The organism is Nocardia sp. NPDC052254, from assembly GCF_040679495.1.
In the GTDB taxonomy this organism is placed as follows: Bacteria; Actinomycetota; Actinomycetes; order Mycobacteriales; family Mycobacteriaceae; genus Nocardia.
Window position 1 is genome coordinate 38,350 of the sequence record NZ_JBFAUW010000017.1, and the last position, 19,064, is coordinate 57,413.

General features: G+C 68.0%; 18 protein-coding genes. 7 read left to right on the plus strand and 11 right to left on the minus strand.

Annotated elements, in window-relative coordinates:
- Positions 1–19: 19 nt before the first annotated feature.
- The 3 genes from AB0L57_RS28775 to AB0L57_RS28785 all read right to left on the minus strand — a co-directional run bounded on the left by AB0L57_RS28775 (position 20) and on the right by AB0L57_RS28785 (position 2,473).
- Positions 20–445 (minus strand): PPOX class F420-dependent oxidoreductase, encoded by a 426-nt coding sequence (locus tag AB0L57_RS28775; protein ID WP_364968644.1) that lies wholly within the window; start codon positions 443–445, stop codon positions 20–22.
- 154 nt (positions 446–599) lie between these two features.
- Positions 600–1,217, minus strand: coding sequence for a response regulator transcription factor (locus tag AB0L57_RS28780; protein ID WP_364968647.1), 618 nt, complete (start codon positions 1,215–1,217; stop codon positions 600–602).
- On the minus strand, positions 1,214–2,473 hold the full coding sequence (locus tag AB0L57_RS28785) for a sensor histidine kinase (RefSeq protein ID WP_364968650.1): 1,260 nt from the start codon (positions 2,471–2,473) through the stop codon (positions 1,214–1,216). Before AB0L57_RS28785 ends, AB0L57_RS28780 begins: the two co-directional genes overlap by 4 nt.
- A gap of 169 nt (positions 2,474–2,642) precedes the next feature.
- Here AB0L57_RS28785 and AB0L57_RS28790 point away from each other — a divergent pair, with 169 nt between their 5' ends.
- From AB0L57_RS28790 to AB0L57_RS28810, 5 genes are all read left to right on the plus strand, one after another.
- Positions 2,643–3,485 (plus strand): NAD(P)H-binding protein, encoded by an 843-nt coding sequence (locus AB0L57_RS28790; protein WP_364968652.1) that lies wholly within the window; start codon positions 2,643–2,645, stop codon positions 3,483–3,485.
- Between the two features lie 31 nt (positions 3,486–3,516).
- Entirely contained in the window at positions 3,517–4,101 is a 585-nt protein-coding gene (locus AB0L57_RS28795; protein ID WP_364968655.1) for a hemerythrin domain-containing protein, read from the plus strand.
- A complete protein-coding gene (locus AB0L57_RS28800) occupies positions 4,101–5,036 on the plus strand; it encodes an alpha/beta hydrolase (protein WP_364968658.1) in 936 nt (311 codons plus the stop codon). Before AB0L57_RS28795 ends, AB0L57_RS28800 begins: the two co-directional genes overlap by 1 nt.
- A 131-nt stretch (positions 5,037–5,167) precedes the next feature.
- Positions 5,168–6,217 (plus strand): ABC transporter permease, encoded by a 1,050-nt coding sequence (locus AB0L57_RS28805; protein ID WP_364968661.1) that lies wholly within the window; start codon positions 5,168–5,170, stop codon positions 6,215–6,217.
- 26 nt (positions 6,218–6,243) lie between these two features.
- The gene (locus tag AB0L57_RS28810) at positions 6,244–6,987 is read left to right on the plus strand and encodes an ABC transporter ATP-binding protein (RefSeq protein WP_364968663.1); all 744 of its coding nucleotides are present in this window, start codon (positions 6,244–6,246) and stop codon (positions 6,985–6,987) included.
- A gap of 302 nt (positions 6,988–7,289) precedes the next feature.
- Here the strand turns inward: AB0L57_RS28810 and AB0L57_RS28815 are convergent, their stop codons facing one another.
- The 6 genes from AB0L57_RS28815 to AB0L57_RS28840 form a co-directional block, all read right to left on the minus strand.
- A complete protein-coding gene (locus AB0L57_RS28815; protein ID WP_364968666.1) occupies positions 7,290–9,236 on the minus strand; it encodes an acetoacetate--CoA ligase in 1,947 nt (648 codons plus the stop codon).
- A gap of 191 nt (positions 9,237–9,427) precedes the next feature.
- Positions 9,428–10,240 carry a CoA ester lyase gene (locus AB0L57_RS28820; RefSeq protein WP_364968668.1) on the minus strand — a complete coding sequence of 271 codons (813 nt, stop codon included), beginning with the start codon at positions 10,238–10,240 and terminating at the stop codon, positions 9,428–9,430.
- Entirely contained in the window at positions 10,237–10,746 is a 510-nt protein-coding gene (locus AB0L57_RS28825) for a MaoC family dehydratase (protein WP_364968670.1), read from the minus strand. Before AB0L57_RS28825 ends, AB0L57_RS28820 begins: the two co-directional genes overlap by 4 nt.
- A complete protein-coding gene (locus tag AB0L57_RS28830) occupies positions 10,743–11,903 on the minus strand; it encodes an acyl-CoA dehydrogenase family protein (RefSeq protein ID WP_364968672.1) in 1,161 nt (386 codons plus the stop codon). The genes AB0L57_RS28825 and AB0L57_RS28830 overlap by 4 nt, the downstream gene beginning before the upstream one ends.
- Positions 11,900–13,939, minus strand: coding sequence for an acetyl/propionyl/methylcrotonyl-CoA carboxylase subunit alpha (locus AB0L57_RS28835; RefSeq protein WP_364968674.1), 2,040 nt, complete (start codon positions 13,937–13,939; stop codon positions 11,900–11,902). The genes AB0L57_RS28830 and AB0L57_RS28835 overlap by 4 nt, the downstream gene beginning before the upstream one ends.
- Positions 13,940–13,944: 5 nt before the next feature.
- Positions 13,945–15,522, minus strand: coding sequence for a carboxyl transferase domain-containing protein (locus AB0L57_RS28840; protein WP_364968677.1), 1,578 nt, complete (start codon positions 15,520–15,522; stop codon positions 13,945–13,947).
- 94 nt (positions 15,523–15,616) lie between these two features.
- On the opposite strand from AB0L57_RS28840, the gene AB0L57_RS28845 reads away from it, so the two are divergent.
- Positions 15,617–16,210: a TetR/AcrR family transcriptional regulator gene (locus AB0L57_RS28845; protein WP_364968679.1), complete on the plus strand. Its 594-nt coding sequence runs from the start codon at positions 15,617–15,619 to the stop codon at positions 16,208–16,210.
- Between the two features lie 10 nt (positions 16,211–16,220).
- Here AB0L57_RS28845 and AB0L57_RS28850 read toward each other — a convergent pair whose 3' ends face one another.
- A complete protein-coding gene (locus tag AB0L57_RS28850) occupies positions 16,221–16,664 on the minus strand; it encodes an SRPBCC family protein (RefSeq protein WP_364968682.1) in 444 nt (147 codons plus the stop codon).
- 477 nt (positions 16,665–17,141) lie between these two features.
- Between AB0L57_RS28850 and AB0L57_RS28855 the strand changes: the two genes are divergently transcribed.
- Positions 17,142–18,395 carry a TetR/AcrR family transcriptional regulator gene (locus tag AB0L57_RS28855; protein ID WP_364968686.1) on the plus strand — a complete coding sequence of 418 codons (1,254 nt, stop codon included), beginning with the start codon at positions 17,142–17,144 and terminating at the stop codon, positions 18,393–18,395.
- Between the two features lies 1 nt (position 18,396).
- Here the strand turns inward: AB0L57_RS28855 and AB0L57_RS28860 are convergent, their stop codons facing one another.
- A complete protein-coding gene (locus AB0L57_RS28860; protein WP_364968689.1) occupies positions 18,397–19,056 on the minus strand; it encodes a hypothetical protein in 660 nt (219 codons plus the stop codon).
- Positions 19,057–19,064: the final 8 nt, after the last annotated feature.

Genomic DNA, 19,064 nt, shown 5'->3' on the forward strand with positions numbered 1-19,064 from the left:
GGGCGAGTGTAGGGAGCGCCTACCCCGTCATGTTCAGTCCGCCCAGGATCTTGACGGGACGGACGCGAACCACCAGCTCCCCCGGCACCGCATTGCGGCGGCCGAACTCCTCGGCGCGTTCCGGTCCCATATAACGTGCCGCGATGGCGGTGGCGGTGCGCAGCAGTTCGGCCGGATCCTCGGAAATCGTCGCGATGCCCTGAACCTGGAAGTAGGCATAGGGCTGCTGCTGCAGATCCACGCAGATCGATACCCGCGGATCGCGTGCGATCGCCTTGCCCTTGGCGGTGGTCCTGCCCGTATTGAAGACCAGTTCGTCACCGTCGACGATGAACCACACCGGATTCACGACCGGCCGCCCATCGGAGGCGACGATGGCGAGTTTGCCGGTACGGGTGCCGGCCGAGAGGAATTCACGCACTTCGGGATCGGTGATGGAAGGCATGCGCCCAGCCTAGAAGCCCGGACACCCGAATCACGGCTACGACTTGACCCGACACCCGGTGGAAGGTGCAGGTTGATCGTCATGGCACACATCGAGCGGTTCACGATCGGAGCGCCGGCCCGGCGAACCGGGCTGCCCGCACCCACCGCTGAGCTCAGATGGCGCCGCGTTCGCGGGCCCGCGCCACCGCGGAGGTCCGGGACTTCACGCCCAGTTTCGAATAGATGTGCACCAGATGCGATTTCACCGTCGTCTCGCTGAGGAACAGCTGCCTGCCGATCTCGCGGTTGGAATGACCGTCGGCGACCAGGCGCAGCACCTCGATCTCCCGGGCACTCAGTGTGGTGTCCGGTTTGCGGACGCGGGTCATCAGGCGCGATGCCACCGACGGTGACAGGACGCTGTCACCCGCGGCGGCACCGCGCACCGCCGCCAGCAGTTCCGCGGGCGGGGTGTCCTTGAGGATGTATCCACAGGCCCCGGCCTCGATGGCGCCGAGGATGTCGGCGTCGGTGTCGTAGTTGGTCACCACCAGGACGTTCGGCGGATCGGGCAGTGCGCGCAGGGCCAGCGTCGCGTCCACTCCGGACCTGCCGGGACCGAACCGCAGATCCATCAGCACCAGATCGACGGGCGTGGTGCTGCAGAAGGCCACCGCTTCCTCCGCGGTCGCCGCCTCACCGGCCACCGTGATGTCCGCACCGGAATCCAGCAGCGCCCGCAGACCGGCGCGCACGATGGCGTGATCATCGGCGAGCAGTAACCGGATCACGAACGCTCCTCACGCGACAGCTGCTCGACGGCAATGATTTCCGGGTCCCGGGAGGCCGGCCCCTCGGGCCGGGGCTCGTCCGACACGAGCCCCTCCGCACTCGTCTCGTGCAGCGGGAACGACACCGCGACCGCCGTATGTCCCGGCTCGGATTCGACATCCATCGTGCCGCCCTGCTGTTCCACCCGGCTGCGCATGGCATTGAGCCCGAAGGTGCCGCGCCCGAACACCGCCGGATCTATCCCCACCCCGTCGTCGACCACGTCCAGGTGCACGGCGTCGTCGCCGTAGGTGAGCGTGATCCGCATCCGATCCGCACGCGCGTGCCGGACCACATTCGACACCGCACCCTGCGCCACCCGGACCAGGGCGGCCTCCACCGGCATCGGCAACCGCATCGGGGTGCCCTCGACCACGGTGCGGGCGCTCAGGCCCGGCCCCTCGGCACGCAGCGCGATCCGCTCGAGCGCATCGCTGAGCGACTGCCCCTCCAGCACCGCGGGCGTGAGGTCCCCGATGAGCTGCCGGGTCTCGACGAGATTGTCGGCGGCGGTGTCGCGGGCGAGCCGAATCTGCTGCAGCGCGGGATGATCGGGAGCCGCGCGCTCGGCGGCGTGCAGCAGCAACTGGATACTGGACAGCCCCTGCGCCACGGTGTCGTGGATCTCCTGTGCCAATCGCTCCCGTTCGGCGAGCTTGCCGGCGGTCCGCTCCTGCTCGGCGAGCGTGGCTCGGGTGGAGAGCAATTCGTCGATCAGCCGCTGCCGGTCGGCCGCCTCCCGATACAGCGCCTGATATCCGAGACCGATCGCGACCGCGACCATCGCGCCCAGCATCGGCCCGGCGACGATCGCCACCGACCAGCCCTGATGCAGTCCGAAACCCAGCACCGACACCACCGTTGCCGCGACCACCGCCGCCAGTCCCCACCAACGTGGCAACAGATGCAGGTACAGGATGAACAGCCCGAATACGAGATACCCCGCATCCGGCACCAGCACGACCAGAGCCAGCCACAGCGCCGTGAGTCCCGCCAGCCACACTCGCGCCGCCACCGGCCGCCCGCGTAACAGCCCGCCCGCGAAGTAGACGATCAGGAACGACACCACCAGCACGACCACCGGCACCGGATGGCTCGGCCCCTCGTCGGAAGGGACCAGGGCCCGCACCACCACGACCATCGCCAGCACCGTCATCAGCACATGCAGGCCCACCTGCAGTGCGGCGAAGACGGGTGTGAGTGGAGAACGGTGCACGTCGCCAGCTTATGTGTGGATCCCGACGCGGCATCCATCGAAAGGCGGAACCGGACTCGGACGATCGCTGCCCGGGTAGCCGGTCCGGCGGCAAAGTTATATGCTTTCCATATCTTATGAATTAAGTATCTAATGGAATCATCCACCGGAACGATTCGAAGGAGTCGCGATGATCGTTGTCATCGGTGCGACCGGGACCATCGGCCGCGAGGTCATCGGCCTGCTGACCGCAGCGGGCGCCGAAGTCACCGCTCTCACCCGCACACCCGCCACGGCCGGCCTGCCCACCGACGCGCGCGTGATCGAGGCCGACCCCAGCGCGGCCCCGATCCCCGAGACCGCCTGGCACGGAGTCGATTCGGTGCTGCTGAGTTCGCGGGCGATCATGGCGTCGGCGGGCGATCTGCTCGCGGCCGCCGATCGGCACGGCGCTCGCCGGGTCGTCGTGATCTCGGCGTCCTCGGTCGAATATCCGGTCGGAGAACCACGATTCGCGGAGGGTTTCCGGCGGCTGGAGTCCGCGGCCATCGGGTCGGGTCTGGCGTGGACGCTGCTGCGCTGCGCCGATTTCGACGCGAATGCCCTGAGCTGGGCGCCACAGATCCGGGCGGGAAATATCGTGCGCGGCGCGTACGGCGATGCCGCCGCCTCCCCGATTCATCAGCGTGACGTAGCCGAGGTGGCGGTACGCGCGTTGACCGCGGACGGCCACAGCGGCCACAGCTATCTGCTCACCGGCCCTCGCTCGCTCACCCAGCGCGCCCGGGTCCACCTCATCGGTGCCGCGATCGGCCGCGAACTGTCATTTCTCGAACTGCCCCCGGACCAGATACGGGCGGCGATGGCGGCACAGGGGTTGTCCGAGGAGATCGTGGCCCGCTCACTCGGATCGCTGGCCGGCTACGCCGCCGCGCCAGGCCCGACCACCGACACCGTCGAACAACTCCTGGGTCGTCCGGCACTCGATTTCGGCGCCTGGGCAGCAGCCGACGCGCCGGCGTTCGAACACTGAAAGGTATTTCATGACAATAGATTTCGCTGTCATGTACGCAACTCACGATGCGTTCCGTCGCGATTTGGATCGGCTCGCCACCGCCGTCGGCGACGGTGCTGCCGACCGGCCGGGAGTGCGGGCGGGCTGGGCGAACTTCGTCCGCCAACTGGATGTGCACCACACCGTGGAGGATGCCGTGCTGTGGCCGCGGGTTTCGGCGGCGCTGGGCGACCGGCCGGCCGATCGCGCCCTGATGGCGGAGATGGCGGCCGAGCACGCGGCACTGCATCCGGCCCTGACAGCCGTCGAGGAGGGCTTTCGTGCCCCGGACAACGATCTCGACGACCGGATCACCACCCTGGCCCGCATTCTCGGCGACCATATGGAACATGAGGAGAACAGCGCACTCCCCCTCATCCAGGAAGTCCTGACCTCGAAGGATTGGGATGCGTTCCGTGGTGCGATGGCACGCCGACAGGGCCCGTCCGGCGCGGCGGTCTACGTCCCCTGGGTCCTCGACGACACCACGGCGCGGCAACGCAAGACCTTTCTCGCGGCGATGCCCGGACCGGTGGCGATCGTCAATTCGGTGCTCTGGGAGCGTCGCTACCGCAACCACGGGTGGTGGCGCTGATGTCCATCGAACGAAAAAAGATCCACTTCACCAGCGGTGACACCGAATGCGTCGCCTGGCACCATCCGGGCCGCAACGGCGGCTGCGTGATCATGGCGGGTGCGATCGCGGTGACCAAGGAGCCCGGCACCGACCGCTTCGCCGCACGCTTCCACGACGCCGGATACACGGTGCTCGCCTTCGACTACCGCCACCTCGGCGAGAGTGGCGGGCAGCCCCGGCAGGTCGTGCGGATCGGGGAACAACTGGCGGACTGGCGAGCCGCGATCGAGGTCGCGGCCGGCCTGCCGGAGGTCGATCCCGCGCGACTCGTGCTCTGGGGACATTCGCTGTCCGGCGGCCATGTTCTCCAGCTGGCCGCCCAGCACACCGACCTCGCCGCGGTCATCGCCCAATCCCCGCATGCCGACGGTCAGGCCATCTCGCGCAACGCATCTCGCCATCAGCGACCCCGCACCCTGCTGCGGTTCACCGGCCGAGCCGTGCTCGACGCGGTGGGCGCGGTATTCGGCCGCGCACCCCGGCTGGTGCCATTGGCGGGCCGCCCCGGAACGGTCGCCGCCCTCACCACTCCCGATGCCGCGGACATGGCACGCGCCCTCGATCCCGGCAACCGGTATCCGGATTGGCAGCAGGCGGTGGCCGCGCGTTCGGCCGCACGCACGGGTTTCTATCGGCCCGGACGGTTCGCGGAAAGGATCCGCTGTCCACTGCTGGTCATCGCCTGCGACCAGGACCGCTCGGCACTGGCCGCACCGGCCCTGCGGGTGGCCGAGCTGGCGCCGGACGCGGAAGTGGTCCGCCTGCCGGGCGGGCACTACGCGACCTATCTGGACGAGTTCGAACCGGCCGTCGCCGCCGAGTTGTCGTTCCTCCGCCGGCGCGTTCTCGAGGCTCCGCAGCAGGTTCGCGAATCAGGGAGCGCGGCAACATGATCGACACGCGGGCACTGCCTGGCATGTGACCACGTATCCATCGAAAGGAGTAAGCATCACCCCACCGTCGGTGGCGGCGAGGTGTCCGCGATGGCGATGCCGGCCCGGGCCCGCCGCGCGACTGTGGAGTCATGTTCGTCGCACTGCGAGATCTGCGGGCCGCCCGCGGCCGATTTCTGCTCATCACGCTGGTGGTCGCCATGGTGGCACTGCTGGTGAGTTTTCTGAGCGGCCTCACGGCCGGGCTCGCGCATCAGAATATTTCCGCGGTGCAGAAGCTGTCCGGCGCGACGGTGGTGTTCGCCGATACCGGGGCCGACCCGTCGTTCGACTCCTCGGTGCTGACCGCCGAACAGGTGCGGACCTGGCAGCGGGCCGGTGGCAGGGCCGATCCGATCGGCATCAGCCGCGGTCAGGCCGGTCGCGACGGTGTGGCGCCGGTTCAGGTCGCGATATTCGGTGTCGACGGGACCGTGTTCGGCGATCGCGTCGCCACCGAATCCGGCACCGTCGTGCTGAGCAGGGCCGCCGCCGACCGGCTCTCGGCGGCGCCGGGTGCGCGAGTCACGATCGGCGCGCAGACCTTCACCGTCGCCGAAATCGGTGACGACGACTGGTACGCGCACACTCCGGTCGTGTGGACGACGCTGGCGGATTGGCAGCAGCTCACCCCTCGCGGCGGCGCGGCCACCATCCTGGCCGCCTCCGGCACCCACGATATCGACGCGCTGAACGGGGCCGCCCACACCCGCACCACCAGTGCCGACGGTTCCTTGCGGGCCATCGGCTCGTATCAGGCCGAGAACGGTTCCCTGACCTTGATGACGGTGCTGCTGTTCGTCATCTCCGCCTTGGTCATCGGCGCCTTCTTCACCGTGTGGACCATCCAGCGCGCACCGGATGTCGCGACGCTGAAAGCCTTGGGCGCCACCACCGGATCGCTGATTCGTGATGCGCTGGGACAGGCGCTGATCGTGCTGCTCATCGGTGTCGGCATCGGCGTGGGTGTGACGGCGGTGGCCGGCGCGTTCATCGGCGGCAATGTCCCGTTCGTCCTCGGCATCGCCACGACGGTGCTGCCCGCCCTGGCCCTGATCGGGCTCGGCCTGCTCGGCGCGGTCTTCGCCCTGCGCTTCCTCGTCACGGCCGACCCGCTCACCGCGCTCGACCAATCCCGCTGATTCCGGTTACCGCACAGGAGTTCTCGATGTCCGCGACCCCCGCACCCACCACCCTGACCGTCACCGGCCTCACCCTCACCTACCCCGACGGCGACGACCGCGTCACCGCCCTCGACCGGGTGGATCTGACCGTGCGCGGCGGCGAGATCGCCGCCATCACCGGACCTTCCGGGTCGGGAAAGTCGAGCCTGCTGGCCACGGTGTCGACATTGGTGCGCCCCGACTCCGGTCGCATAATGCTCGAAACCGGCGGCAGCAGTGTCGATCTCGCCAGGACGAGCCGACGCGAGGCCACCTCCCTGCGCCGGGAGCGAATCGGCATCGTCTTCCAGCAACCGAACCTGATCCCCGCGCTCACCGCAGTCGAACAACTCGAGGTCATGCGGCGTCTGGGCGGCCACACGATCCTCGCCCCGCGTTTGCGCCGCCGAATCCGCTCGCAGGCAATGGATCTGCTCGAGTCCGTCGGCTTGAGCGGTCACGAGAACAAACGCCCCGCCCAGCTCTCCGGCGGCCAGCGCCAGCGGGTGAACATCGCCCGCGCCCTGATGCACGAACCCGACCTGCTGGTGGTCGACGAACCCACCAGCGCCCTCGATCAGGAACGCGGCGCCGCCATCATCGACCTCATCCTCGGCGTGGTCCACGAACACCACGCCGCCACCCTCCTGGTCACCCACGACCGCGCACACCTGCACCGGATGAACGCGGTCCATCACATGGTCGACGGCCGCCTAACGGTCGGCGCATCCACAGAAATAGCCGCTTGAACAGGTAATTCGATGTCGCTTAGCGCCGCTGGTGTGGACCCATGCCCACGGCCCTGCACGAGGCGCTCATCGACTTGTTCCGCCAGCGGCCCATCCTCGCCGCCGACTCATCGTCCCCGAGGCGCTTCTCGATCACGTCCAGATGCATCGGATCGAGTTGCTGATCGTCCCGGATCTTCGGCACCTTCGTGGCCGGATACCACCGGAACTCACCGACATCCACGATCTGGCGACCGGGCAGAACTACGAGCGGTGCGGCGGGTACGTACCGGACGAGGGACGCGCCTCGACCCCGAACAGCGCTACTTGCCCGTTGCCGGAACCTGCACCACCGCATACCAACTCAGCAGATCCGGATTGTCGACCGCGCTGCGTTCCACCACCCGGTCCACATCCGCGCCCTGGAACAATTTCTTGATCGGGACCTCGAGTTTCTTCCCGGTGCGGGTGTGGGGAATGCCCGGGGCGGCGATGATCTCGTCGGGGACATGGCGGGGTGAGACTTCGCTGCGGATGGTGTCTTTGATCCGCTTGCGCACCTCGTCGGTGAGGTCGTAACCCGGGGCCAGGGTGACGAACAGTGGCATCCAGTAGCCGCCGTCGGGTTGTTCGGCGCCGATGACCAGGGCCTCGGCGATCTCCGGAAGTTGTTCCACCGCTTGGTAGATGTCGGCGGAGCCCATGCGGATACCCTGGCGGTTCAGGGTGGAATCGGAACGGCCGTGGACGACGATGCTGCCGTGACCGGTGATGGTGATCCAGTCACCGTGCCGCCAGGTGCCGGGGAACATCTCGAAATAGGCTGCGCGATAACGTGCTCCGTCGGGATCGTTCCAGAACGAGACCGGCATGGACGGCATCGGGGCGGTGATCACCAGCTCGCCCACCTCGTCGCGGACGGGTCGGCCGGACTCGTCCCAGGCATCCACAGCCGACCCCAGGAAGGGTGCGGACAACTCACCCGGCCAGACCGGGACGGTGCGCACCCCACCGATGAAGGCCGACACCACGTCGGTGCCGCCACTGATCGAGTTGACCTGGACTCGCTCACCGACATTGTCGCGCAACCACAGTGCCGAGGACGGCGGCAGCGAGGAGCCGGTGATGCCGACCGCGCGCAGCGCCGACAGATCGTGGTCGCGGCGCGGTACCGCACCGGCCTTGATGCACGCCAGGACGTATCCGGGGCTCGTGCCCAGCACCGTCGTGCGGGTGCGGGCGGCGAGGTCGAACAGCGAATCCGGTCGCGGATGGGTGGGGCTGCCGTCGTAGCAGACGATGGTGGCGCCCACCAGCAGTCCGGCGACCTGGAAATTCCACATCATCCAGCTGGGGCTGGTGTACCAGAAGAACACGTCGTCGCGGCCGATATCGGATTGCAGCGCCGCGGCTTTGAGATGTTCCAGGAGCACACCGCCGTGCCCGTGCACGATCCCCTTCGGCAGTCCGGTGGTTCCCGACGAGAACAGGATCCAGAGCGGATGTGCGAAATCGACCTGCTCGGTGTGCAATTCGGCGCCGGTCGGCGCCGCGGCGGAGTCCCAGTTCAACGTATCCGGCACGGCGACGCCCAGTTGCGACACCACCACCGTCGCGCGGACCGTCGGCAAACCGGCCCGCAGTGCCGCGATATCGCCGGTCTTGTCATGCGACTTGCCGCCGAAGCGGTATCCGTCCGCGGTCACCAGGACGACCGGTTCGAGCTGCCCCAGCCGATCCAGTGCCGCCTTGGCCGAATAGTCCTGTCCGCAGGCGCTCCACACCGCGCCGAGCGCGGCGGTGCCGAGGAAGGCGATCACGGTCTCGGCGATATTCGGCAGGTAGCCGATCACCCGGTCACCGGGCCGCACACCCAGTTCGCGCAGGGTCGCCGCGAACGAGGCGGTCCGCCCGAGCAGTTCCGACCAGGTGATCTCGGTCAGCTCGCCGTCCTCGTCGGCGTACACGATGGCCGGGCGATCGGTGCGCGCCTGCCGGGCGACCTGGTCGACGTAGTTCAGTGTGCTGCCAGGAAACCACCGCGCACCGGGCATATCCGTGCCCGACAGCACCGTCTCGGGTGCCGCACCGAGTTCGAAATACTCCCAGACCGCACCCCAGAAGCCGGTCAGGTCCTGCACCGACCACTGCCACAGCTGCTGGTACCCAGCGAATTCCCGGCCCGTCCGAGCCCCGGCGAAGCGCGCGAAGTCGGTGATCCGCGCCGCGGCCACATCCTGCGCACTGGGCTCCCACTGCGGTTGCACCATCACTCTCCTACCACCGTTCGAGAAGTTCTCCGGCCGGTCTCGACTCCGGACGAGCCGGACGAACGGATGCGCCGCGGCCCGGCAGTCCGCAGGTCCACGCTAGTCAGCCGACGCCCGGCGCGGAATCGAATGCGACGAGTCGCCGAAGGACGCGTGCCGCACTGCGGAGCTGCCGGTGCCCACCACATTTCCTACCGGGCCTCGGCTCGCTGCAGAATCCGCTCGGCATGGCGCAGCACCGGCCCGTCCACCATGCGTCCTTCGAAGGTGAACACACCGCGATTGTTCGGCACCTCGGCCAATACCCTGCGCGCCCAGTCGATTTCGTCGACCGACGGCGCGTAGGCGGCGCGAATCTCGACGAGCTGCTTCGGGTGGATCGCCACTTTCACGTCATATCCCACCGCGACGGCCTCATCGGATTCCGCCCGCAGCCCGGCCAGATCGGCGATATCCAGATACACCGAGTCGAGTGCGAGCTTCCCGTACGCCTTGGCCGCCAGCAACGCCGTCGAGCGCAGATGCCGCGCCACATCGCGATAGGCCCCGTCGGCGCGACGGCTGGAATTGCCACCCAGCCCGGCCACGAGATCCTCCGCCCCCGCCATGGACGCGATCACATTGCGCTGCGCCATGACCTCTTCGGTGCGCAGCGCACCGAGCGGAGATTCGAACAGCGCGATGACCTCGTACTCCGACAGCAGCGAGACCTGTTGCGCGGACTCACATTTCGGCAGCATGATGCGGCGATAGGCGGTGGCGGCCAGCGCTGTCAGATCGGCGTCGAAATCATCGGTCCCGGCGGCGTTCACCCGGACCACCGTGCGGGCGGGGTCGAGCGGCGTGAGCATCAGCGCCTCGCGCGCCGCCTCCTTGTCACCCGCGCCGACACCGTCCTCCAGATCCAGGATCACCACATCGGCAGCGGCGGCGGCCTTTTCGTAGCGCTCGGCACGGTCGGCCGGGCAGAACAGCCATGCCGGCCCCGGAAGTTCCCAGCTCATGCCTGCTCCTCACCGTCCGGTCGCAGCCGGACCAGGGTCTTGCGCACCGCGGTCGCCACCACATCGCCGTGTTGATTGCGGCCGGTGTGCGCGAAGGTCGCAATACCCTCGCCCGGACGGCTTTTCGATGCGCGCTTGCCGGTCACCAGCGTCTCGGCGTACAGGGTGTCGCCGTGGAACACCGGCTTCGGGAAGGCGATCTCGGAGAATCCGAGATTGCCCACGATGGTGCCCTGCGTCAGCTGTGCCACCGAAAGTCCCACCAGGGTGGACAGGGTGAACATCGAATTGACCAGCCGCTGGTTGAACGGCGGCAGCGCGTCGGAGAAGGCCGCATCCAGATGCAGTGCCTGGGTGTTCATCGTCAGCGTGGTGAACAGGACGTTGTCCGCCTCGGTAATGGTCCGTCCGGGCCGGTGTTCGTACAGCACACCGACTTCCAGTTCCTCGAACCACAGTCCGCGCTGCACCACCCGGCGCAGGGGCGCGCCGTTCGATTCGCTCACAGCCCCAGCTCCCGTCCGATCAGCATCAGCTGAACCTCCGTGGTGCCCTCGCCGATTTCCAGAATCTTCGAATCCCGGTAGTGACGGGCGACGGCGTATTCGTTCATGAAGCCGTATCCACCGAAGATCTGGGTGGCGTCCCGGGAATTGTCCATGGCCGCTTCGCTGGCGACGAGTTTGGCGATGGCGGCCTGTTTCTTGAACGGCTTGCCCGCCAGCATCAGTGCCGCCGCGTCGTAGTAGGCGGTGCGGGCGGCATGTGCCCGCGCCTCCATCCGGGCGATCTTGAACGCGACGGCCTGATTGCGGCCGATGGTGCGCCCGAAGGCCTCCCGCTCACCGGCGTACCGCACGCTCTCGTCGACGCAGCCCTGTGCCGCGCCCACCGACAGCGCCGCGATGGCGATCCGCCCCTCGTCCAGAATCCGCAGGAAGTTGGCGTATCCGCGACCACGCTCACCGAGCAGATTCGCCTGTGGCACGCGAACATCGGTGAGGCTGAGCGGATGGGTGTCCGAGGCGTGCCAGCCGACCTTGTTGTAGGCGGGTTCGGCGACGAAACCAGGAGTGTCGGTGGGCACCAGGATCGTGGAGATCTCCTTGCGACCCTCGGTCTCACCGGTCACCGCCGTCACCGTCACCAGTCGGGTGATATCGGTGCCGGAGTTGGTGATGAACTGCTTGCTGCCGTTGATGATCCACTCGTCACCGTCGAGGACGGCCGTGGTGCGGGTGCCGCCGGCATCGCTGCCCGCACCCGGTTCGGTGAGTCCGAATCCGGCCAGCGCACGGCCGGAGGTCAACTGCGGCAGCCAGTGCTGCTTCTGTGCCTCGTTGCCGAAGCGGTAGACCGGCATGGCACCCAGCGACACTCCGGCCTCGAGGGTGATGGCCACACTCTGGTCGATCTTGCCGAGCTCCTCGAGTGCCAGGCAGAGTGCGAAGTAGTCACCGCCCATGCCGCCGTACTCCTCCGGGAACGGGAGCCCGAACAGGCCCATGTCCGCCATCCCGGACACGACTTCGTACGGGAACGTATGGGCGGCATCGTGTTTCGCGGCGACCGGCGCGACCACCTGGTTGGCGAAGTCACGGACGGTCAGCGCCAGATCCCGGTACTCCTCCGGCAGGGTGCCGGTGGACAGGAAATCGGTCACGGGGTTACCTCTTTCTGCTCTGATCCGGCCGCATCGTCCACGATGGGTTCGGCGATGATCCGCGCCAGGACCTGTTCGACCTGCACCTGATCACCGGCCGCAACCAGCAGTTCAACCTTCCCGGCGACCGGCGCGGTCAGGGTGTGTTCCATCTTCATCGCCTCGACCACCACGACCGGGGTGCCCGCGGCCACCTCGGCGCCCGGCGCCACGTGCACCGCGATCACCGAACCCGGCATGGGACTGAGTATTCCGGCGTCGGCGACCTGTTCGTCGGCACCGCGCAGACTGGGTTCGGCGACCTCACGCACGGCCGCCAGGCCATCGGCACCGGCAACCCAGATCGGACCACTGTTCTCGGCGACCCGGTAGCGGATGCGGATACCGTCCAGCGTCATGGTCAGCACGGTCTCGTCCAGGTGGGCGATCAGCGAACGCGGATCACCCTCGTCGACCGAGACGAGCGCCTCGCTCGGCATGCCCGTGATCGCCACGTGCACAACGCGATCGCCGCCTTCGAGCCGATGCACCGTGGGCGCCGGGGTCCCGATCCGCCAGCCGTCCGGGACCTCCCAGGGACCGCGCGGCGCGGCCGGCCACGATCGCACCCACCGCGATACCGCCGCCGCCACGAATTGGTCGTCGGTGACCGGTGCGGGCCGGAAATCCCCGGCTCGCCGGTCCAGCAGCCCGGTGTCGAGTTGCCCGGCGATCACGTCCGGATCGGCCAGCAGGAAGCGCAGGAAGTCGGTATTGGTCCGCACCCCGAGTACCTGGGTGCCGGCCAGGGCCTGATCGAGACGGGACAGCGCGACCGCCCGGTCGGGGCCGTAGGCGATCACCTTCGACAGCATGGGGTCGTAGTCGCTGCCGATCACACTGCCCGTGTGCAGGCCCGAATCCACCCGCACGCCCGCACCTTCGGGCTCCGAGAGCGCCAGCACCGTGCCGCCGGTGGGCAGGAAATCGCGCCCCGGATCCTCGGCGTAGACGCGGGCCTCGATCGCATGTCCGGTGAGCCGGATGTCGTCCTGTTCGGCGGAGATCTTCTGCCCGGCCGCCACCCGGACCTGGCATTCCACCAGATCCACGCCGGTGACCATCTCGGTCACCGGATGTTCCACCTGCAGCCGGGTGTTCATCTCCATGAAGAAGAACTCGTCCGGCCGGTCGGCGGAGACGATGAATTCGACCGTGCCCGCACCCACATAGTCGACACTGCGCGCGGTATCGCACGCGGCCGCACCGATCCGGGCCCGCGTCTGCGGATCCAGCAGCGGCGAGGGCGCCTCCTCGATGACCTTCTGATGACGGCGCTGCAGACTGCACTCCCGTTCGCCCAGATGCAGCACATTGCCGAACCGGTCGGCGAGAATCTGCACCTCGATGTGCCGCGGTGTCGCGACGAACCGTTCCAGGAACAAGGTGTCGTCACCGAATGCGGACGCGGCCTCCCGCCGCGCGCTGACCAGCGCGGCGGGCAGTTCCGCGGGATCGTCCACCCGGCGCATACCCTTACCGCCGCCACCGGCGGACGGCTTCACCAGGACCGGATATCCGATATCGCCGGCGGCATCGACCAATTCGGCGTCGGTGAGTCCGGGCCGGGCGATTCCGGGAACGACCGGCACCCCGAAATCGGCGACCGCGGTCTTGGCGGCGATCTTGTCCCCCATCACCTCGATGGCGCGCACCGGCGGGCCGAGGAAGACGATTCCCGCCGTCTCCAGGGCGGCCGCGAAGGCCGAATTCTCCGACAGGAAGCCGTAACCCGGATGTACCGCCTGCGCACCGGAGCGCACCGCGGCGTCCACCACCGCCTCGATGTCCAGATAGCTCTGCCGGGCCGGCGCCGGCCCGAGCCGCACCGCGATATCGGCCTCGGCCACGTGCCGGGCACCGGTATCGGCATCGCTGTAGACCGCCACCGAGCGAATGCCCATGGCGCGCAGGGTCCGGATGACCCGCACCGCGATCTCGCCGCGATTGGCGACGAGCACGGTACCGAAGGGAACCGGGTGGGATTTGTTCAGCATGTCCATCACATCCGGAATACGCCGTAGGAGACGGGTTCGACGGGGGCCTGCGCACACACCGACAGCGCGAGGCCCAGCACGGTTCTGGTATCGGCGGGGTCGATCACACCGTCGTCCCACAGCCGGGCGGTGGAGTAGTAGGGATTGCCCTGATGCTCGTACTGGTCGCGGATCGGCGCCTTGAACTCTTCTTCCTTCTCGGCAGTCCACTCGTCGCCGAGCTGATCACCGCGCACGGTCGCGAGCACCGAGGCGGCCTGCTCACCACCCATGACCGAGATCCGGGCATTGGGCCACATCCACAGGAAGCGTGGCGAATACGCGCGCCCGCACATCGAGTAGTTGCCCGCACCATACGATCCGCCGATCACGACGGTGAGCTTCGGTACCCGCGCGCAGGCCACCGCGGTGACCATCTTCGCGCCGTGTTTGGCGATACCGCTCGCCTCGTAATCGCGGCCCACCATGAATCCGGTGATGTTCTGCAGGAACACCAGCGGAATCACCCGCTTGTCGCACAGTTCGATGAAATGCGCTCCCTTCTGGGCGGATTCACCGAACAGCACACCGTTGTTGGCGACGATCCCCACCGGATGACCGTGGATCCGCGCGAATCCGGTGACCAGCGTGCGGCCGTATTCGGCCTTGAACTCCTGGAACTCACCACCGTCCACGACGCGCTCGATCACCTCGTGCACGTCGTAGGGTGTGCGCAGGTCCACCGGGACCACGTCGTAGAGCTCCGATTGCGGCGCCACGGCCGCGACGGGCGCGGCGATCTCCCACGGGCTCGGGGTCTTCGGCGCGAAGGTGCCGACGATGCGGCGCACGATACGCAGTGCGTCCTCATCGCTGTCGGCCAGATGATCGGTGACACCGGATGTGCGCGAATGCAATTCGCCGCCACCGAGCTCCTCCGCGGTGACCACCTCACCGGTCGCCGCCTTCACCAGCGGCGGGCCGCCCAAGAAGATCGTGCCCTGATTGCGCACGATCACCGCCTCGTCACTCATCGCGGGAACGTAGGCACCACCGGCCGTGCAGGAACCGAGCACGGCCGCGATCTGCGGAATTCCCCGCGCGCTCATGGTGGCCTGGTTGTAGAAGATGCGCCCGAAATGCTCGCGGTCGGGGAAGACGTCGTCCTGGTGCGGTAGGTGCGCACCACCGGAATCCACCAGATAGACGCACGGCAGATGGTTCTGCAGCGCGACTTCCTGGGCGCGCAGATGCTTCTTGACCGTCATCGGATAGTAGGTGCCGCCCTTGACGGTCGCGTCGTTGGCGACGATCACGCATTCCCGTCCGGACACCCGCCCGATCCCGCCGATCACCCCGGCACCCGGGCAGTCGCCGCCGTACATCCCGTCGGCCGCCAGCGGGGACAGCTCCAGGAACGGACTGCCAGGATCCAGTAGCCGATCCACCCGCTGCCGGGGCAGCAGTTTGCCGCGCGCCACATGCCGCTCGCGGGCGCGCTCCGGCCCGCCCAGCGCACTCGCCGCCAGCTTCGCGCGCAGCTCGTCGAGCAGCGCCAGATGTGCGGACCGGTTACCGGCCGACACGTCCTGTGTCAGGGTCATCACGCCATCCTGCCCATTCGGTTAGTGGCTAATAACTGGAATCCAAGATAATCTTGACTAACTGAAATGTCCAGACCTGCCGATAGGAGGGGTGATGGAGCAGAGCGAGGCGCTCGCCCCCACACGCCGTGAACAGCTCAAGGCGCTGCGTCGGCAACAGTTGCTCGATGCCGGCGCCCGGCTCATCGCCGATCGCGGATTTCCGGGTGTGCGGCTCGACGATCTGGGCGCCGCCGCCGGAATCAGCGGCCCCGCGGTCTACCGCCACTTCCCCAACAAGGAAGCCGTACTGGTGGAGTTGCTGGTCGGTATCAGCACCCGCCTGTTCGAGGGCGGCCGCGATGTCGCGCAGCGGGCCGGCTCACCACGCGAGGCACTGTCCGGGCTGATCGAATTCCACCTCGACTTCGCGCTGGGCGAGCCGGAGCTGATCCGGATTCAGGACCGTGATCTGGAGAGCCTGCCCGAGGCAGCCCGCCGCCAGGTGCGCCGGTTGCAGCGCCAATATGTGGAGATCTGGGTCGAGATCCTGCGCGAACTACGTACCGACCTGCCCGAACCCACCGCCCGGGTGATGGCGCACGCCACCTTCGGCCTGATCAACTCCACCCCGCACAGCGCGTCGCCCACCCTCGCCGGGCGCGCCCGCCCGATCCTGCGCGAGATGGCATGGGCGGCGCTGAGCTGAGCCGGTCGTATCAGTCGCGCCGCAGCTCCCGGTCGGCGGTGGCCAGCACGTAGTGCAGGCCGAGATACACCGCGGGCAGCAATGCGAATGTCCACGCCTTGGCGAACAGCGGTGCGGTGACCTCGAATTGGGACTGCCAGCACACCTTGGTGCCGCCGGGATGCTCGTCGAAGGTGACCGTCCCGTCCTGATGATGCAGGGGCGGCAGCGACTTCAGCACGCGATAGCGGAACAGTGCGGGCGGGTCGTAGTCGACGATCTCCTCGGTGATTCGCAGCAACGGAGTGACCAGCAGCCGCACCGCGCCGACACCGTGCTCGGAGACATTGCCCGGCCGTACCGGCGTGACTCTGCGAATCGAGGGAACGCGCTGGTAGTTGGTTGCGTCGGTGAGCCAGTCGAAGACATCTGCGCGGGGTGCCCGGATGATCCGTTCCAGGTCCAGCGTGCGCATCGATAGTCCCTTTCGCTGACGCGTTCAGCCCGGCCGGCCAGGTGCCGATCGGTGGCGAGTCGCAGCGCAGCCTACGGTGCCGCGGGCTGCCCGAACCAGCTACACGAGCCGAAACGATGCTGTTTCGATACACGTCGGCAACCTGGACATTCGCCCAGGCCAGCGGGCCCGAAAGCCACCCCCCGGAGTGCGGGGATAATCCTTTGTTGCATAGGATTTTTCAGCGTTCGCCCGGCAACATCGGCGGCCGTTCCTCGCACACCGGAAAACTCCTCCGGTGCGCCGGTCCGGTCATCCGAGTCGCCGAGCGGAGTGATCCGGTCACCCGCGGTGCTCAGCCCGGCGGACGGACGGCGCCACCGCCGCACCGACTCCCCGGAACCGGCGGTAACACTGGACAGCCGCAATTCATCCGGTGACTACCATGGCATTCATGAGTGCCGAGGAGTGCCGCCGCACCACAGACAGGCCGGAACCGTGAGCGTAGAGCGTGGCACCGCACGCCCCGCAGAACAGCCGACAACAAAACCGCAGGAGCGGGTGATCCGACGCCGCCCGAAGAATCGGCGCGCCCAGATCGCCGCGACCTCGGCGGCAGCCTTCGGCTCCCTGGGCTACCACGGAGTGAGCATGGAGGACATCGCCTCCAAGCTCGGCATCTCCTCGGCCGCCCTCTATCGGCACTACCCGAGCAAATACGCCCTGTTCCGCGAGGAATTACTGCGGCTGGGCACCCTGACCGTGGCCTCGACGACGGTCGCTGCCGCCGATGCCGAACTCCCGGCGCAGCAGCGCCTGGCGAAGGTGCTCGACGCCATGATCGCGGCGACCATCGCCAACCGCCCGACGGTCACCCTGGCGCGCTGGGAGGGCCGCTATCTCGACGAGACCGACAACGCGACGCTGAACCAGCAGTTCACCACCTCCATCCGCGCGCTGACGACTCTGATCGGCGAACTTCGACCGGAACTCGCCCGCCCGGATCGGCAGGTGCGCGCGGTGTCGCTGCTCAGCATCGTCAGCAGCATCGGCGACCACCACGCCACCCTGCCGGTGAAAGCCCTTACCGCAGTACTGAATTCGGCGGCCTGGGCCGTCATCCGCGCCGACCTTCCCCAGATCGCGGCAACGACCCGTGACTCGCGCACGGTGGAGATCCCGCAGTCGTTCAAACACGAACTGCTGCTCAAGAAATCGGTGGAACTGTTCCACGAACGCGGCTATCCGAATGTGAGCGTGGAGGACATCGCCACGGCCGCGGACCTCTCGGCCGCCTCCGCGGTCTACCGGTACTACCGCAGCAAGAGCGATCTGCTGGCGGCGGCGTTCCGGCGGGCGGCCGATCGCGTGTCCGGCGCCATCGGCCCCGCCACCACCGCGTCGAACAACCCTGCCGAGGCGCTGTCGAAGCTGATCGACCTGTATGTGGCCGGTTCCTTCGCCGAACGGGAACTGACCTTCGTGTACTACGCGGAGTTCAGTCACGTACCCGCCGAGGAGCGCACGGTACTGCGCAACATCCAGCGGCTGATCGTGGCCGAATGGGTGACCCTACTGGTCGCGGTCCGGCCGGACCTCAGCGAAGCGCAGGCGCGCATCCTGGTGCAGGCGAGTTTCGGGCTGGTGGTCGATCTGGGTCGCGTCTTCGCTGACGACACGGGACTGTGCCCGCCCGACCGGGTGGTGGCACTGATGGAGGTCGTCCTGTTCGGGCAGCCGCGCGGGGAGTAGCTCAGCCGTCCATCCGGGGCCAGGGGTAGAGGGCCAGGTGGATCAGCAGGATGGCCAGCAGTCCGAGGACCGCCGCTGCGACGAATCCGGCGCGGCGCTCGAGGTAGCCGACGGTGCGAAACAGCGTGGGAAACGGCACTTCCCGCGCGAAGAACATCGACAGCACGCTGGGCAGGATCACCCACATCACCGCGATGGTTCCGTAGAGCACGTAGGCGCCCGTGTAGCTGCCCGGATCGACCGCGCGAGCACCGGCGGCGAAGGCGATCGCGGCGGCCAGGGCGGCGCCGGCCAGCACGAGGTAGCCGCCGATCCCCTCGGTGCGCACGGCATCGGGATCGACGGTCATCCGGCCGTTGGCGGTGGTGGTCCGGCCCGGAAGTGCGCCCGGGCGCTGCGGCGGCATGGCCAGCTGCGGAAGCGAGTAGTAGGCCAGCACGACGATCACGAATACGACCAGCAGCCGCACCCAGGAATGCTGCGACTCCAGGTGCCCCACGGTGTTCGAGATGGTCGGCCAGTCGGCCAGGCCGAAGACGGCGATCAGTTCGGGGACGGCGATGACGACACCCGCCAGCCCCCACATCAGATAGCCCCAGAACTCCGCCGACCGGCCGGCGACCACCGGCGCCGACACCGCCCCGGCCGAAACCTCTGCCATACTCCCGG

Coding starts and splice junctions, on each gene's coding strand:
- AB0L57_RS28840 (WP_364968677.1), bottom strand. CDS start 15,522: ATGACCCTGACACAGGACGTGTCGGCCGGTAACCGGTCCGCACATCTG.
- AB0L57_RS28775 (WP_364968644.1), bottom strand. CDS start 445: ATGCCTTCCATCACCGATCCCGAAGTGCGTGAATTCCTCTCGGCCGGC.
- AB0L57_RS28820 (WP_364968668.1), bottom strand. CDS start 10,240: ATGAGCTGGGAACTTCCGGGGCCGGCATGGCTGTTCTGCCCGGCCGAC.
- AB0L57_RS28800 (WP_364968658.1), top strand. CDS start 4,101: ATGTCCATCGAACGAAAAAAGATCCACTTCACCAGCGGTGACACCGAA.
- AB0L57_RS28845 (WP_364968679.1), top strand. CDS start 15,617: ATGGAGCAGAGCGAGGCGCTCGCCCCCACACGCCGTGAACAGCTCAAG.
- AB0L57_RS28815 (WP_364968666.1), bottom strand. CDS start 9,236: ATGGTGCAACCGCAGTGGGAGCCCAGTGCGCAGGATGTGGCCGCGGCG.
- AB0L57_RS28810 (WP_364968663.1), top strand. CDS start 6,244: ATGTCCGCGACCCCCGCACCCACCACCCTGACCGTCACCGGCCTCACC.
- AB0L57_RS28795 (WP_364968655.1), top strand. CDS start 3,517: ATGTACGCAACTCACGATGCGTTCCGTCGCGATTTGGATCGGCTCGCC.
- AB0L57_RS28835 (WP_364968674.1), bottom strand. CDS start 13,939: ATGCTGAACAAATCCCACCCGGTTCCCTTCGGTACCGTGCTCGTCGCC.
- AB0L57_RS28850 (WP_364968682.1), bottom strand. CDS start 16,664: ATGCGCACGCTGGACCTGGAACGGATCATCCGGGCACCCCGCGCAGAT.
- AB0L57_RS28805 (WP_364968661.1), top strand. CDS start 5,168: ATGTTCGTCGCACTGCGAGATCTGCGGGCCGCCCGCGGCCGATTTCTG.
- AB0L57_RS28860 (WP_364968689.1), bottom strand. CDS start 19,056: ATGGCAGAGGTTTCGGCCGGGGCGGTGTCGGCGCCGGTGGTCGCCGGC.
- AB0L57_RS28790 (WP_364968652.1), top strand. CDS start 2,643: ATGATCGTTGTCATCGGTGCGACCGGGACCATCGGCCGCGAGGTCATC.